This is a genomic window from Rhodoferax aquaticus (assembly GCF_006974105.1).
Taxonomy (GTDB): domain Bacteria; phylum Pseudomonadota; class Gammaproteobacteria; order Burkholderiales; family Burkholderiaceae_C; genus Allorhodoferax; species Allorhodoferax aquaticus_A.
In genome coordinates this window covers 1,486,101-1,499,812 of record NZ_CP036282.1, presented here as the reverse complement: position 1 = coordinate 1,499,812, position 13,712 = coordinate 1,486,101, and the positions used below count along the sequence as shown (strand labels likewise).

At 58.7% G+C, this 13,712-nt stretch carries 14 protein-coding genes; 6 read left to right on the top strand and 8 right to left on the bottom strand.

Annotation, left to right across the window (positions count from 1 at the left end):
* The first annotated feature begins 97 nt into the window (after positions 1 to 97).
* Genes EXZ61_RS07035 through EXZ61_RS07020 form a run of 4 tightly spaced genes read left to right on the top strand, consistent with a single transcriptional unit; the run spans position 98 to position 5,354 of the window.
* Positions 98 to 1,075, top strand: a complete 978-nt coding sequence (locus tag EXZ61_RS07035; RefSeq protein ID WP_142810377.1) for a carbohydrate ABC transporter permease — start codon at positions 98 to 100, stop codon at positions 1,073 to 1,075.
* A gap of 2 nt (positions 1,076 to 1,077) precedes the next feature.
* Positions 1,078 to 2,127 (top strand): carbohydrate ABC transporter permease, encoded by a 1,050-nt coding sequence (locus EXZ61_RS07030; protein WP_142810375.1) that lies wholly within the window; start codon positions 1,078 to 1,080, stop codon positions 2,125 to 2,127.
* 33 nt (positions 2,128 to 2,160) lie between these two features.
* The gene (locus tag EXZ61_RS07025; protein WP_142810373.1) at positions 2,161 to 3,204 is read left to right on the top strand and encodes an ABC transporter ATP-binding protein; all 1,044 of its coding nucleotides are present in this window, start codon (positions 2,161 to 2,163) and stop codon (positions 3,202 to 3,204) included.
* Positions 3,201 to 5,354, top strand: a complete 2,154-nt coding sequence (locus tag EXZ61_RS07020) for a glycoside hydrolase family 31 protein (RefSeq protein WP_142810371.1) — start codon at positions 3,201 to 3,203, stop codon at positions 5,352 to 5,354. Before EXZ61_RS07025 ends, EXZ61_RS07020 begins: the two co-directional genes overlap by 4 nt.
* A gap of 31 nt (positions 5,355 to 5,385) precedes the next feature.
* Here EXZ61_RS07020 and EXZ61_RS07015 read toward each other — a convergent pair whose 3' ends face one another.
* From EXZ61_RS07015 to EXZ61_RS07005, 3 genes are read right to left on the bottom strand one after another with little or no spacing between them, the layout of a single operon-like run.
* Entirely contained in the window at positions 5,386 to 5,913 is a 528-nt protein-coding gene (locus EXZ61_RS07015; RefSeq protein WP_237219116.1) for a flavin reductase family protein, read from the bottom strand.
* A gap of 11 nt (positions 5,914 to 5,924) precedes the next feature.
* On the bottom strand, positions 5,925 to 6,836 hold the full coding sequence (locus EXZ61_RS07010; protein WP_142810369.1) for an aldo/keto reductase: 912 nt from the start codon (positions 6,834 to 6,836) through the stop codon (positions 5,925 to 5,927).
* 19 nt (positions 6,837 to 6,855) lie between these two features.
* Positions 6,856 to 8,013, bottom strand: a complete 1,158-nt coding sequence (locus tag EXZ61_RS07005) for an LLM class flavin-dependent oxidoreductase (RefSeq protein WP_142810367.1) — start codon at positions 8,011 to 8,013, stop codon at positions 6,856 to 6,858.
* A gap of 98 nt (positions 8,014 to 8,111) precedes the next feature.
* Between EXZ61_RS07005 and EXZ61_RS07000 the strand changes: the two genes are divergently transcribed.
* Both EXZ61_RS07000 and EXZ61_RS06995 read left to right on the top strand, forming a co-directional pair.
* Complete coding sequence (locus EXZ61_RS07000; protein ID WP_142810366.1) at positions 8,112 to 8,831, top strand: GntR family transcriptional regulator; 720 nt, start codon at positions 8,112 to 8,114, stop codon at positions 8,829 to 8,831.
* A gap of 122 nt (positions 8,832 to 8,953) precedes the next feature.
* A complete protein-coding gene (locus EXZ61_RS06995; RefSeq protein ID WP_142810364.1) occupies positions 8,954 to 9,952 on the top strand; it encodes a hypothetical protein in 999 nt (332 codons plus the stop codon).
* Between the two features lie 34 nt (positions 9,953 to 9,986).
* Here EXZ61_RS06995 and EXZ61_RS06990 read toward each other — a convergent pair whose 3' ends face one another.
* The 5 genes from EXZ61_RS06990 to EXZ61_RS06970 form a co-directional block, all read right to left on the bottom strand.
* Entirely contained in the window at positions 9,987 to 10,361 is a 375-nt protein-coding gene (locus EXZ61_RS06990) for a DUF6463 family protein (RefSeq protein ID WP_142810362.1), read from the bottom strand.
* A 26-nt stretch (positions 10,362 to 10,387) separates the two neighbouring features.
* Positions 10,388 to 10,792 (bottom strand): LIC_13387 family protein, encoded by a 405-nt coding sequence (locus EXZ61_RS06985; RefSeq protein ID WP_142810360.1) that lies wholly within the window; start codon positions 10,790 to 10,792, stop codon positions 10,388 to 10,390.
* A 132-nt stretch (positions 10,793 to 10,924) separates the two neighbouring features.
* Positions 10,925 to 12,316 (bottom strand): ABC1 kinase family protein, encoded by a 1,392-nt coding sequence (locus EXZ61_RS06980; protein WP_142810358.1) that lies wholly within the window; start codon positions 12,314 to 12,316, stop codon positions 10,925 to 10,927.
* Entirely contained in the window at positions 12,309 to 12,821 is a 513-nt protein-coding gene (locus EXZ61_RS06975; RefSeq protein ID WP_142810356.1) for a DUF2867 domain-containing protein, read from the bottom strand. The genes EXZ61_RS06980 and EXZ61_RS06975 overlap by 8 nt, the downstream gene beginning before the upstream one ends.
* A complete protein-coding gene (locus EXZ61_RS06970; protein WP_142810354.1) occupies positions 12,818 to 13,552 on the bottom strand; it encodes a TetR/AcrR family transcriptional regulator in 735 nt (244 codons plus the stop codon). The genes EXZ61_RS06975 and EXZ61_RS06970 overlap by 4 nt, the downstream gene beginning before the upstream one ends.
* Positions 13,553 to 13,712: the final 160 nt, after the last annotated feature.

Sequence of the window (13,712 nt, the reverse complement as noted above, 5' to 3'; positions counted from 1 at the left end):
TAGTTTTTGTTGACCAGGCCGCAAGTGCGCGGCCTGGTCCTTTTTTGACGGGTCTTGGCGAGAGCCATGGCCGATCGGGCTTTATGGGGACGGTTCTGTGCGATTTTTGGCATTCTTCTTCGACTTACTGGAACCTATCTTCCGCTTAGGCCAGAAATGGCTAGGGCTGTCTAGGCTGGGGTGGCTGTTTGTTGCGCCCAACCTGCTCGTCATCAGCGTATTCACGTTTTTGCCCATCCTCATCAACATCGTGTACGCCACGACCGGTGGCGTGAATTTGTTCCCGTTTCAGCGCCCTTTTACAGGTGCAGAAAATTTCCAAATTCTCTTTGAGTGCACCAACTACCTGGACCTGTCTACGTGCCGTAAAGACGTTTTTTGGCGGGCCATAGCTAACACCCTCAAGTTCAGCGGGTTACAAGTGGGCTTGATGGTGCTGCTGTCTCTGGTCACCGCACTGGTGCTCAATCGCAAGATCATGGGCCGCGGCTTTTGGCGCGGTGTTTTCTTTTACCCCGTGCTGCTGTCACCCGTGGTGGTGGCGCTGATTTGGAAATGGTTGCTACAAAACCAAGGCGTTTTCAACGCAAGTTTGGTGGCCATGAACATGCCACCTATTGAATGGCTCACCGATGCGGGTTGGGCTTTTTTCTGGGCGGTCTTTGTGTCCATCTGGGCCCACATGGGGTTCTACACTTTGATTTTGCTGGCTGGCCTGCAAGCCATTCCGAACGATCTGTATGAAGCTGCAGAAATGGACCGCGCCAGCCCCTGGCGCACCCTCACTCGCATCACCTTGCCGCTGCTGATGCCTAACTTGATTGTGGTGCTGGTGCTCGCAGCGATCCGTGCCGTACAGGTGTTTGACGAAGTATTTGTACTCACCGGCGGCGGGCCAGGCTCGGCCACCACGTTTATTGTGCAATTCATCTACCAAACTGGCTTTGCCGAACAAATTCACCTCTATGGACTGGCTGCCGCAGCATCACTGGCGCTGGCGGCATTCTTAGTCGTTTTAACCTTGGCGCAGCTTCGTTTGACGCGCGCCAGCGAAGCGGGCCAAAAGGGGCGTTGAACATGAAGGCACTTGACTTTTTACTGCGCACCCGAGGCCGTCAACGACTGCACTGGACAGACGTCATGAGCTATGCCTACTTAATGGTCGGCCTCTTTGTGATGTTTGCGCCGGTGCTTTGGTTGGTGGTTTCGTCGTTCAAGACTGAATCGGCCATTGGCCAGTTCCCCCCCACTTTCTTGCCCTACAGCCAAAAAACGGTGGCTGTCGAAGGGCATGCCAAGCCCTTGCCTTTGTACAAAGCCACCTTAGACGACGGCAGCCAACGCCTGATGGCGCAAGCCAGTCGCATGGGCATCATGGCCACCATGGTGGACCCCGCCAACCCACAAGACACGGTGCGCATCAATATTCGCCAGCGCGAGCCGGTCAATGAGCTGAAGTTTGCGTGGAGCAACTACACCGATCTGTTTGGGAAGTTCACCTTTGGTGTGTACCTCTGGAACAGTGTGTTCATTACCGTAGTCGCCACCTTGCTGACATTGCTGATCAACTCGATGGCCGCGTTTGCCCTTTCCAAATACCGGTTCAAGGGGCAAAAGCCGGTGTTCTTGCTCATCATTGCGACCTTGATGATTCCGCCCACCATCATCTTGGTGCCTGTTTTCCTGGTGATCAATGAAGTAGGTTTGCTGAACAACCTATGGGGCGTCATCCTCCCGGCCATCGCCACGCCTACGGGGGTTTTCTTGTTGCGCCAGTACATGCTGACCATTCCGGACGAGCTCATCGAGGCGGCACGTATGGACCATGCCAGTGAGTGGCGGATCTACTGGCGCATTGTGCTGCCGCTCTCCGCACCCGCATTGGCGGTGTTGGCCATCTTCTCAGTCATGTGGCGCTGGAACGACTTTTTGCTGCCACTGATCGTGCTGTCCCAAAGCCAGCACTTCACCTTGCAACTGGCACTCAACTCCTTCCAAGGCGAGCTCAACACCCAATGGCACTATTTGCTGGCCATGACGGTGATCACCCTGCTGCCGGTCACTCTGGTCTTCGCCTTTTTGCAGCGCTACATCACCACTGGCATTGCCAGCGCAGGCGTGAAGTAAATCGCATCTTGAATATTGAATAGGTCTTTGAACGTGTCCACACTTGAACTGCGCTCCGTCGAAAAATCTTTTGACCACACCAAGGTCATCCATGGGGTAAACCTTGAGGTCAAACAAGGTGAGTTTGTGGTGTTTGTCGGGCCATCAGGCTGCGGCAAGTCCACGCTGTTGCGCATGATCGCGGGTCTGGATGAGCCCAGCGCCGGGGATCTGCTGATCGAAGGTCAGCGCGTCAACGACATTGGCGCGGCCGACCGGGGCTGCGCCATGGTCTTCCAGTCGTATGCGCTCTACCCCCATATGACCGTATACGACAACATGGCCTTCGGTTTGGAAAACGCCCGTGTGCCACGCCCTGAGATTGAGCGCAAAGTGCAAGAAGCGGCCACCCTGTTGCAGCTCGCCCCATTGCTGCAGCGCAAACCCACGCAGCTCTCAGGCGGTCAGCGCCAGCGTGTGGCTATTGGCCGTGCGATCGTGCGCAACCCCAAAATTTTTCTGTTCGATGAACCCCTGTCCAACCTCGACGCAGAACTGCGCGTCTCCATGCGGGGGGAGCTGCGTGAGCTGCACCAGCGCCTGTCTGCCACCATGATTTACGTGACCCACGACCAAGTCGAGGCCATGACCATGGCAGACAAAATTGTGGTGCTGCGCGCCGGTCGCATTGAACAAGTGGGCACACCCCAAGCGCTGTATGACACCCCAGACAATGTGTTTGTGGCCGGTTTCATTGGTAGCCCACGCATGAACTTTATCCCCGCGGCCACCGCACAGCAAGACTTGGCAATCAAAGCTGCGCTCCCCCCCTCTTCCACGCTCATTGGGGTTCGCCCCGAACACTGGTTGCCCAGCACGCCCGAGCAAGGCCTCGCCATCTCTGTGGTCGGCAGCGAATACCTGGGCGCTCAGCGCTTGGTGCTTGGCACGCTGAGCGACGGCACGCGCGTAGAAATTTTGATGGATGGTGCCAGCGAACCCAAGGCCGGCACGGTGACCTACATGACCCCGCAGCCACAACGCTGGCACGCTTTTGATGGTGCGGAACAACGCATCGCCAAGACCTCAATGCAATGACACCTCTCAAAGCTTCTAACTGGGCCCTAAACCCCGGTGCCACACAGGCCGACGCCACGGCCACGCTAGACGATGGCGGGCAGATGCGGGTGGTCTTTTTGTCCCAAACGATGGCGCGGGTGACTTGGGCGGCGGGACAGGGTTTTCGTGAACCACGCACCTGGTCCGTGGCGCCCTTGCCTGCGGCACACATGCCTTGGGAAGGGCGCGCACGCGAAAGTTTGGATGGTTTCCAACGTCCGACGTTGACGGTCGACCTTGCGCAGGGCAAGCTCGCCACAAGCGCCTTGGCTGTGCAGTTGCTTGGCGACCACGCGGGTGCGCTGCGTTTGATCTGGAGTGACCCGACAAGCCAACTGACCTACCAAAGTGACCGCAGTACCAGCGCCTACCTGTCTGAACGCCGCACCGGTTTGGTAAGGCACTGCGTAGAGCGTGACCCCAAGGAACACTATTTTGGGCTGGGAGACAAGACCGGCCCACTCAACCTCCATGGGCGGCGCTTGCGTTGCTTAGGGCAAGACTCCATTGGCTACGACCCCGCCACAGGCGACCCTCTTTACAAGCACTGGCCTTTCGTCATTACCCGCACCACAGACGGCCTATGGACAGGTAGCTACTACGACACTTTGTGCGCAAGTACCTTTGATCTGGGCTGCGAACATGACAATTACCATGGCCTGTTCCGCACCGTGGAAATTGACGATGGTGACCTTGACTACTACCTGATGGTGGGCCGCAATCCCGCTGAAGTAGTCGCCCAATTCGTATCGCTCATTGGCGGCACGCACTTGCCCCCTCGCTGGAGCGTGGGCTACGGGCAAACTGCGATGGGCCTTGCCGATGCGTCGAATGCGCAGGAACTTCTGGAGAATTTCGTCCAAGACTGCCAGTCGCACCGCGTTCCTATTTCTTCGTTTCACTACGGTTCGGGCTACTCCAGCCGGGGCAAACAGCGCTACGTTTTCACCTGGAACCGCAGCAAGTTCCCCGATCCGCAAGGCATCAACGCCCGCTTTAAGGCGGCTGGCATGCACTTGGTGGCCAACCTCAAGCCGTGTCTACTCGACGACCACCCCGCGTACGCCACCCTGGCCGCCCAAGGTGCCTTCATCGAAGACGCGTCAACCGGTCAGCCGGTGGTGGAGCCCTACTGGGACGGCCAAGGTTCGCACCTGGACTTCACCAAACCAGAGGCCGTCGCTTGGTGGCAGCAACAGCTGCGCGAACACATTCTGGACCTAGGCATTGACGTCGGCTGGAATGACAACAACGAGTACGCCATTCAGTCGGAAGACGCCGTTACCCATGGTGGAGGGCAAGCCCTTCCCATGCACCGTAGCCGACCGCTGCATGCCCTGCTCATGACACGCGCCAGTTTTGAAACCCAACGCGCTTGGGGCCAACAGCAGGGCACGCACGATGCGGTTTACTCGGTCACCCGCGCCGGCCCACCGGGCATTCAACGGTATGCGCAAACCTGGTCGGGAGACAACACGACCAGCTGGGCATCGCTCAAATGGAACATCCGCACGGGCTTGCAAATGGGCTTGTCGGGCATGTTCAACGTGGGTCACGATGTAGGGGGCTTTTACGGGGCAGTGCCGGAGCCCGAGCTGTTCCTGCGCTGGGTGCAAGCCTGCGCACTCAACCCGCGCATGGTCATGAATTCGTGGAAAGCGGGCAATGTCAGCAACCTGCCTTGGATGCATCCCGAAGTCACCGAGCAGGTGCTCGAAGCCATCCGCTTGCGCTACCGGCTCATGCCCTATCTGTGGCAATGCTTCGAGCGCTCCTGCGAGCACCATACGCCCATTATTCGCCCCACGTTTTTCAACTTCCCCGAGGACATCGAGTGCTTGCACGACAACGATGAGTTCATGTTGGGCGAGCACTTGCTGGTAGCACCCGTCATCAATGCAGGCGAACGTACGCGGCGCCTGTACCTACCGGCTCTCGCGGCGGGCAAAGTCTGGTTGGACTTCTATAGCCGAACCCCATGCGGCGCAGGGACCTGGCACACCGTGGACGCTCCGCTAGAACGGCTACCGCTTTTTGTGATGGAAGGCGCTGAGATCGCCGTCTCCACGCCAGCGACAGGGCAAGTGCCCCGCCATGACGACCCGATCACTGAAGTGTTGCGCTACTAACTCAACCCACGTGCGTGGTGTGCCATTCTGGCTAGCTGCCGAATCGGTCGAAACGGCTGCGCCAAAAGCTCAGGGCTGGGGTTTCATGCGAGGCGTAATCGAGCACGCGCCCAATCACAATCGTGTGGTCACCTGCATCCACCAGCTGGTGTAGCTCGCAATCAAACCACGCTGCGGCACCGGGCAAACACACGCGATCGCTGGCCAAGCGCTCTACAGGTACCCCTGCAAAGCGCTGCTCCAGGCTACCCGTGGCGAACTGGCGTGCCAATGCCTGTTGCGCGTGGGACAACACACTGACCGTAAAGCCGCCCGAACGCGTAAACGCCTCATAACTGCTGGCCTCGCGCCGAATGCTCCACAGCACCAAACGCGGCTGCAAGGACACCGAGGAAAACGAGTTGCACGTCATCCCCCAGTCCTGGTCTTTCCAGCGGCTGGTAACCACCGTCACCCCGGTCCCAAAGCTGGCCAAGGCATGGCGGTAGTCGGCGTGGTCCGTGGTGCTTGGCTGTGGGGCGGGCGTACTGGCTGACATTGCGTCGGGGTGCAAGCGCATAGGGTGCTCCATCAAGGGACTTCGTGTCCGTTAGCCAGCTCGTACAGCTCGAACCAGGTCTGGCGGTCCATGGGGACACGCGTTGCGTCTGAGAACTGTGCGATGCGGTCAAGCCGGTTGCTGCCCATCACAGGCATGACACCTGCGGGGTGCTGCATCAGCCAGGCAATCGCAACCGCGGATTCGTCAACCCCGCTCGCCATAGCCAATGCCTTTAAGCGGGGCGCCAAGCGTGCCGCTGCGGTGCCATGTTGGCTGGCTTCTCGGTGCAAACGGCCGCCGCCCAAAGGTGACCACGCCATCACAGACAGCCTCTGGGTTTGGGCATAGGCAAGCTGCCCGTCGACAAACGCGCTAGCGCTAAGCAAACCCAGCTCAATTTGGTTGGTCTGCAGGCGGTGTTTCATGCGCGACTGCAATAAATCCACATCCCAGGGCATAAAGTTGGACACCCCCACCCCACGCACTTTGCCACTGTCTACCAAACGGTCCAGGCATGCGCCCGTGGCGTCTGCGTCCATCAAGGGGTCAGGGCGGTGCACCAGCAGCAGGTCAATGACGTCAACGCCAATGCGCTGCAGCGAGCGCTCCACACTGGCGTTGATGTGCGCAGGGCTGGTGTCGTAATGTTTGACACGCGTGTCGGGCCAAGCTTTAGACAGCAACATGATGTCGGTCTTGGTCACTACCTCAATCTGGTCACGCAATGCAGGGCGTGCCTTGACGGCCTCACCAAATAACGCTTCACATCGGTAGTCGCCATAGATGTCCGCATGGTCAACCGTGGTGATGCCTTGGGCCAAACAGCTGTCAATGCGCGCTAGGTTGGCGTTGACCGAGCAATCGTCGGCCTCTGAGAGGCGCCATACGCCATACGCCATGCGGCTGAGGGTGTGCCCATTGGGCAGGGTGGAACGGTTCATGAAGGGCCTAAAAAGTAGTTCAGCGACGCACGCCCGTACCTAGCGGGGTCGCAGGTGTAGCCGCAGGTACACGGCCATAGGCCTGCGCCAAAGACACGGTTTGGAGCTGGGGCAGCACTTTACTGCCAAAAATTTCACATTCTTGCAGGTGCGGGTAGCCCGAAAAAATGAACGCGCGAATGCCCATTTTCATGTAGTCATGGATTTCAGAGAGCACCTGGTCCACACTGCCCACCAGTGCCGCACCACAACCGCTGCGCGCGCGGCCTATACCGGTCCACAGGTGGGGCTCGATGTAGCCTTCATCATCGGCCCTGTCGCGATTGGCACTCTGCAAAGCAACACCCAAGCTACCGGCATCCAACGCCCGTTTCCGTATTTCGCGGCCCTTCTCGTCATCCAGTTGAGACACCAACTCCTGCGCGTATTCGCGGGCTTGCGCCTCGGTATCTCGCACGATGACATGCACGCGCAATCCGTAGTCCAGCAGTCGCCCATGTTGTGCGGCCTGTGCATGCACATCGCGCATGCGCTGAGCGAGTATTTCTTTGGGCTCGGGCCACATCAGGTAGGTGTCGCAATGTGCCCCGCAAAGCGCCAATGCATCAGGGCTGTAGCCGCCAAAGTACAGCAGTGGGCCGCCATTGGTCTGATACGGACGCACGGGGTCGGTAGACAAGCCTTTGAGCTTGTAGATTTGGCCTTCATAGTTGATTTCGTCTTGCGTCCAGGCTTGCTTCAAAATTTCGACCACCTCCCATGAGCGACGGTAGCGGTAAGCGCTGTCTTCTTGCTGGCCAGGGAAGTCAGAGGAAATTACGTTGAGCGTGAGTCGGCCTTCCAGCATATGGTCAAGCGTAGCCACGGTACGGGCCAGCATGGCTGGGTGCATTTCTCCACACCGGATGGCTGCCAACAAATTCATGCGCGAGGTTTTGGGTGCCATGCCCGCGACAAAGCTCAATGTGTCTTGCCCCACTTGGTACGACGACGGGCACAAAATGTTGCGAAACCCAAGCTCCTCGGCGCGCGAGGCGATGTGGCTCGCGTTGGCCCAACTGCTGCGCAAGTCTCCCTCGGGGACCCCTAGGTGGCGAAAGTCGTCAGAACACAAGGGGGCAAACCAGGCCACTTCAGCACCTTGGATGTCGGCACCACGAACAGGAACAATGGGCATGCTGCGCCTTTCAAATAGCAATGCATGAATAGTAAATGAATTTACCGAACAATGGCTACGGGTAAATCCTAGGAAGGGAGATTTGTCATACTTCAGCCATGAAAAGTGCATCCGCCAACCAACCCCTCCCCGTCTACCTGCAAGTGGCAGAACTATTGACGCGCCAGATCAAGGCGGGTTATTGGCACGAGGGAGAACGGTTACCCACCGAGGCAGAACTGGCCACCACGCTCAATGTGGCTGTGGGCACCTTGCGCAAAGCGTTGGCACTGCTTGCCGAGCAAGACGTGTTGCAACGGGTGCAGGGGTCGGGGACCTACGTGAAGCGTGCGGCCGGCACCAAACGCCTGTACGAGTTGTTTCGCTTGGAGTTGGTACATGGGCCTGGTCTGCCAACCGCACGTATCCTCGATGTCGCACGCACCGCGCGCCCAGCGCATGTCCCTGTGCTTGGAACAGGCACTTGCCCCGAGGTCTGGCGTGTGCGACGCTTGCGTTTTCTTGATGAAACACCCGTTGCCTTAGAAGAAATATGGTTCAGTGGTGCCCACTGCGCTACTTTGCAAGCGCAAGAGTTAGGCGACTCCATGTATCTGTTTTACCAGCAGCGGTTTCAAACATGGATTGCGCGGGTCGAGGACAGGCTTTCCGCTGGGCCAACCCCCGCATGGACCCAAGCCCCTTTGGGCCTGCAGCCAAACGCTTGCGCCGGATTCATCGAACGAACTTCGTGGACAGCAGCCAACACTCCGGTGGAGTTTTCGCACACATGGTTTGACCCAGCTGTGTGCCGCTACGCCTCGCGTTTAAGCCAGTAAACACAGCGGTACCAGCGCCCACACTTGCGTGCAATACTACGCACGCCCCGCACCAACTGCCCACAGGGTTACGCTGGCCATCGCGCGCTTCGTGCTGCGTTGTGCGCTTGAAAGGATTGTTTATGAATGCGGAAGTCTTCCTATTCGCCGTCGCGGGCATCGCCGCGCTGGGTTTTGCCGTTTGGGCCTCTATGCAGCAAAAGGCCAAGTTGCTGCAGACCCTCACTGTGGAGTTTGCGGGAGGTCTGCGCTTTGAGGCCTATCTGTTCTCTGTAGAAATGCACCAAGCCAGCAAGCGCGTGAAGATCAGCGCGCAACACGGTCTCATGCTACGCACGCCTTTACGCGGAGGGCCAGAACAAAGGCACGAAGGCGCTTTAGACCTCTTCGTGCCTGCCGCGGGACTCAAAGTGGAGCTGGCGCGCACGCCGGTTGCGCAAGACGGTAGCCATGCGTCCGCAGCGGCCAATACCTTTGACGTCACGTTCCATGCCACAGATGCGTTCAGCGCAGAAGCACAAGCACTTGCCCATGGACATGCCACTGTGGTGCGGCTAGAGCGACTGCCCGAGCCCGTGGCCAAAAGCTTCCAAGCCTTTGCCAGCCGACTCTCCATTTGGGCAGACAAGATCACCAAATTTGCGGAGCAAGACAAAGCGCAAGCAGAGCGCGCTGCCCAAGACGCAGCCACCGCCGCGCAAGAGGAGCAAGCCCAGCAAGAAGCCGCGCAAGTCGCAGCCTTAGAAGAAGCCACAGGCACACTAGACCTCGCCGGTCAGATTGCGAAATGGCGCAAGACCGCTGGGTTCACAGGCCAGTACAGCGAGGTGGGTACAGACGACAAAGGGGGTATCACTTGGTTTGTAGACCTAGACCCCAAGGGGCGCATTACCTTGCATAGCAACAAGCGCACCATCTTTACCACCCTGCAAGGTGCCACCATCACCGCCCTGCCCAAAGCCATTGAGATCGGCGTGCGTGACGAGTATTGGTCTGACGGGGACGCGCTGCACGTGTTCCAAGTGCTGCAAGGCAACCCACCCGACGAACGGCGTAACTGGAAAGAGCACCTGGAGGCCGCAAGAGACCGCCTGGATATCACCCTGCGCAAGGGCTATTGAACCGGTCAGGGGTCAAAGCTGCACCGGCCACGAGCTAGTCGCGCCTTGACCGCAGCAAGGCCCAGATGGCCGGTGCAAACAGCCAAAAGCCGGAGCTTGGCATCAGCACCACTGACACCAGGCTCAGCACCAGCAAGCCATAGCCTTGCTGGCGCAAAGCGGGCAAATCACCGGTGCGCTCCAAGGCGGTGATGGCCAGACCCTGCAGAACGAACCAAAAACCTACCAAGAGGAAAAACACCACGCCTGCGCGACGCGGGTCTTCGCCTACCGAGTCCCAAACACCGTCGCGCACTAAGGCCAACAGGTCGGCATGAAACATCAGCGCTCCCACCACCGTGTGCACGGCGGCAACACCTAGCAACCAATAGCCAATCCAAACGCGCGCTGGCTTATGTAATTCAGACATAAAAACTCCTTCGATGTAGAAAAAAGTTAACGCACAGCCATGCTTGCCGCGATCAACACGAGCCCTAGGGCGCAGGCGTTGCGTGGCACGTTGAACCAGTAGCGATGGGCCAATCCCGTCAAGGTCACAGGCACTGCTAGCAAGCAGACGTTCAACACCATGGACGCATGCAAAAGCGCAAAACTCTCCAGCGCCAGTGCGATATATAGCCCGCCAAAGAACGCAAAGCACAGGCTGTGGCTCAGGTGAAAGCCCTGTAGCCCACGCCACATCGTGCCTCTGGGCGCGATCTGGGCGCCCTTGGTCTTCAAGTCTTGCAGCAAGTCGGGGTCCACCGGCTCAAAGCGCGTGGTGCAAAGCAGCAGACACGCGTGCCCGACGCCAAGAGCCAGAAAGATGCCGCAGCCCGCAATAAGAAGAAAAGCTTCCATGGATGTTCTCCGTTGTAAAAAATGAGGGGGACTGACTGCAGATGCTTAGCCGGTGAAGCGCAAGCAAGCTGCGCAATACACTACACATTTCATAGCTAGTTGCGCTTATCCCATGTGCGCTACCGCATGTTTTTACTCATGAAGTTGGTCACCACCGATCCACAGGTTGCTGGTGCGCACGCGTGCACCTATGGCTTTGAGCATCTGCACCAGACCTAGGTAGGCGCGGTCGAAATACGGCATGTCGGGGGCTACGGTTTGCAAAAACTGCAAGGCTATTCGCTGGTCTTCTGCGCTTTGCTCAGGATAGGCGGGATGCTGGGCAAAGTCGTACACCGCTTGGGTGAAAGGCAAGCACTGCCAGTCTTGCAGGCTGGCCAGCGCGGGCATAAGCTGGTTGGCAAAAGTGTGGGCAGACACATCCGCACGAATCAATCCCATGGCGACATAAGCGCGCTGAACGCTCGCCATATCAACGGGGCTGCGCAGCAGTGCAGACCACACGGTTTGCACCGCAGTGCAGAACGAGGCATCAAGCACGCGGGTGCAGCCAAAGTCCAGCAAGCCCAAGCGGCCGTCTTCCATGAACAGGTAGTTGCCGGGGTGTGGGTCGGCGTGCAAGTGGTGCAGCGCAAATGTGCTGCGCATAAAGCAGTCAAACAGCAACTGCCCGTAGTGGTCGCGCAGCGCCTGGCTGGGCTGGGTTTGCAACCACTCTTGCAAGTGAAAACCTTGCAGCCGTTGCATGGTCAGCACACGGCGGGTGCAAAGTGCAGGCACGGGCAGTGGAATCACCACACCGTCTAGGCACAAATGCTCGGCAAACCATTGCAACGCTTGTGCCTCGTGGGTGTAGTCCAACTCATCGGCCAATTTACGTTCAATGTCATCCAACACCTGCGTCACGATGCCGGAATTGGGTAACTTGCTGGAGCTGGCTGCCAGCGGCAGCAGCAGGCCGCGTAGCAGCTGCATGTCGCTGGCCACGGTGTGCGCCATGCCCGGGTACTGCAGCTTGACGGCTACCGGCTGTCCACCGGCGAGCCTGGCTGCATGCACCTGCCCCAGGCTGGCCGCAGCAAAAGCTTGCGGCTCAAAGTGCCCAAACAAGGCCTCGGGTGATGCGCCTAATTCTTGGCGCAGCACCTTGATGACCAGCGCACGGTTGAGCGGCGTGACCTGGTAGTGCGCCCGCGCCAGCTCTTGGCGCAAAGCGGGGGGCAACAGACCCAGCTCCATGCTCAAGAGTTGCGAGGCTTTGAGCGCTGTGCCCTTGAGCTGGTTGAGCGCTGCAAACACGATGCGCCCCAGTTGCGCGTCATGTTCGGCCTGGGCTTGCTTTTCGGCAGCTGCATCGCGCAGCAGCCCTTTGGCTTTGTGCCCGAGTTGCGCCACGCCCATGCGCGCTGCAGCCGCACCCGCAATGGCCGTGCGGGCGAGGCGCCCTGTACGCGGGGCGTTCTGGCCAGGCTTCACCCCAGTGGCTTGTGCCTTGGCGTCGCCTTTGCCGCCCGTGTTAGGCATGGGCCACCTGCCTCAACATCAGCGGCACGATCAGGCTGTGCACAGGCCCCACCACCGCCATGTAGGCGCGACCCAAGCCATTGTGTAGGTGCACCACCGTGCTCAGCGAGACCTTGGGCGCTCTATCCACCACGTGCTTCACCAGCGAGAGCTCCACCCGCAGGTGCTTGTCGTCGTCGCACATCACGGCCTCATTCGGCTCCAGATGCTGCAGGCTAAAAATGCCCACACGTTGTCCCAACTGGTAGCTGCTGGCAGGCCGCGTCGCATCCGTGGCGGCCATGGCACCCAAGTGCTTGAGCCCCACCAAACGCACCGCCTGGTTGCGCATGGCCATAAGCGCGTTCATCCACCCTGGGGTGCGGCCCGTTAAGTGCAAGTAGGTCTGGAACGCATCTTTGTCTGGCCACAGATCATCCATTTGGTAGCAGTCGGCAAAGTGAGCTCCAGGCAAGGTAGCATGAATGTAGGTGCCCGCTGGCAAAGAGGTTTTGATGGGTTTCATGACCGCGCCCCGTTCAGACCAGAGCGCACGGTCTTCAGCACATCTAACAGACCACCACCGTCATGCATGAGCCGCACCATTTGGCTGCGCAGCATAAAGCCCCCTAGCTCCAGCAACTTGTCGACCAAGCCGCTGCGCAAAGCCAGCACCAGCACACCCAAGCTCAGGTCCACCATTTGCGTGGTGTTGGCAAATTGCTCCGACGTGTCGCGCAGCCAATAGGCAATCACCGCGTACACGTAGTCGGCCAGCAACCCGGCCAAGCTGGGCTTGAAGCCACAGGGCACGATTTCGCCAGAAGCCTCGGCCGCATCCAAAATTTGCAAAAACGCTTCTTTGAGCGCGGCCTTACCCGGCAGTTGCTCACCTAAGAGCAGCAAGGGCGCGCGCTCCACCATGCCGCGCGACAAGGCCACAAACTCGCGGTCGGCCAGCAAGGTTTCCAACACACTGTCCACCAACAACTGCATGCGCTCTTGCAACGTGAACGCGGCTTGATCCGGCGTCTTGCGCATCTGCACCAGCGCGTCCGTAATGGCCTGCTCAAAGTAGGCCGTCAAGAGGCTTTCTTTGGTGGGGAAGTACTTGTAAATGGTCGCATCGCCCACCCCCGCCGCGCGGGCGATTTGCTTCATGGTGACGCCTTCAAACCCGTGCTGGGTCATGAGGTCGACCGCGGTTTTCAATAGCAATCGGTGGTTGCTCGCTTGCTGGGCTTTGGTGGTGCGCATGGAAGCCTATTTCTATTTAAGTGAATTTGCACTCTTATTTTACCTATTATGCATTTATTTAACTATAGCAAGTATCCAAATATATGGTTTTGGCAGTACGCTGACTGACTTAGATCGGCAATGACTGCGTGGCCTCCAGCAGCCATCCCCGGGTAATCCC

Bases quoted from the DNA above. Each gene is read 5' to 3' on its own strand.
- EXZ61_RS07030 (WP_142810375.1), top strand. From the start codon at position 1,078: ATGAAGGCACTTGACTTTTTACTGCGCACCCGAGGCCGTCAACGACTG.
- EXZ61_RS07020 (WP_142810371.1), top strand. From the start codon at position 3,201: ATGACACCTCTCAAAGCTTCTAACTGGGCCCTAAACCCCGGTGCCACA.
- EXZ61_RS07015 (WP_237219116.1), bottom strand. From the start codon at position 5,913: ATGCGCTTGCACCCCGACGCAATGTCAGCCAGTACGCCCGCCCCACAG.
- EXZ61_RS07010 (WP_142810369.1), bottom strand. From the start codon at position 6,836: ATGAACCGTTCCACCCTGCCCAATGGGCACACCCTCAGCCGCATGGCG.
- EXZ61_RS07005 (WP_142810367.1), bottom strand. From the start codon at position 8,013: ATGCCCATTGTTCCTGTTCGTGGTGCCGACATCCAAGGTGCTGAAGTG.
- EXZ61_RS07000 (WP_142810366.1), top strand. From the start codon at position 8,112: ATGAAAAGTGCATCCGCCAACCAACCCCTCCCCGTCTACCTGCAAGTG.
- EXZ61_RS06995 (WP_142810364.1), top strand. From the start codon at position 8,954: ATGAATGCGGAAGTCTTCCTATTCGCCGTCGCGGGCATCGCCGCGCTG.
- EXZ61_RS06990 (WP_142810362.1), bottom strand. From the start codon at position 10,361: ATGTCTGAATTACATAAGCCAGCGCGCGTTTGGATTGGCTATTGGTTG.
- EXZ61_RS06985 (WP_142810360.1), bottom strand. From the start codon at position 10,792: ATGGAAGCTTTTCTTCTTATTGCGGGCTGCGGCATCTTTCTGGCTCTT.
- EXZ61_RS06980 (WP_142810358.1), bottom strand. From the start codon at position 12,316: ATGCCTAACACGGGCGGCAAAGGCGACGCCAAGGCACAAGCCACTGGG.
- EXZ61_RS06975 (WP_142810356.1), bottom strand. From the start codon at position 12,821: ATGAAACCCATCAAAACCTCTTTGCCAGCGGGCACCTACATTCATGCT.
- EXZ61_RS06970 (WP_142810354.1), bottom strand. From the start codon at position 13,552: ATGCGCACCACCAAAGCCCAGCAAGCGAGCAACCACCGATTGCTATTG.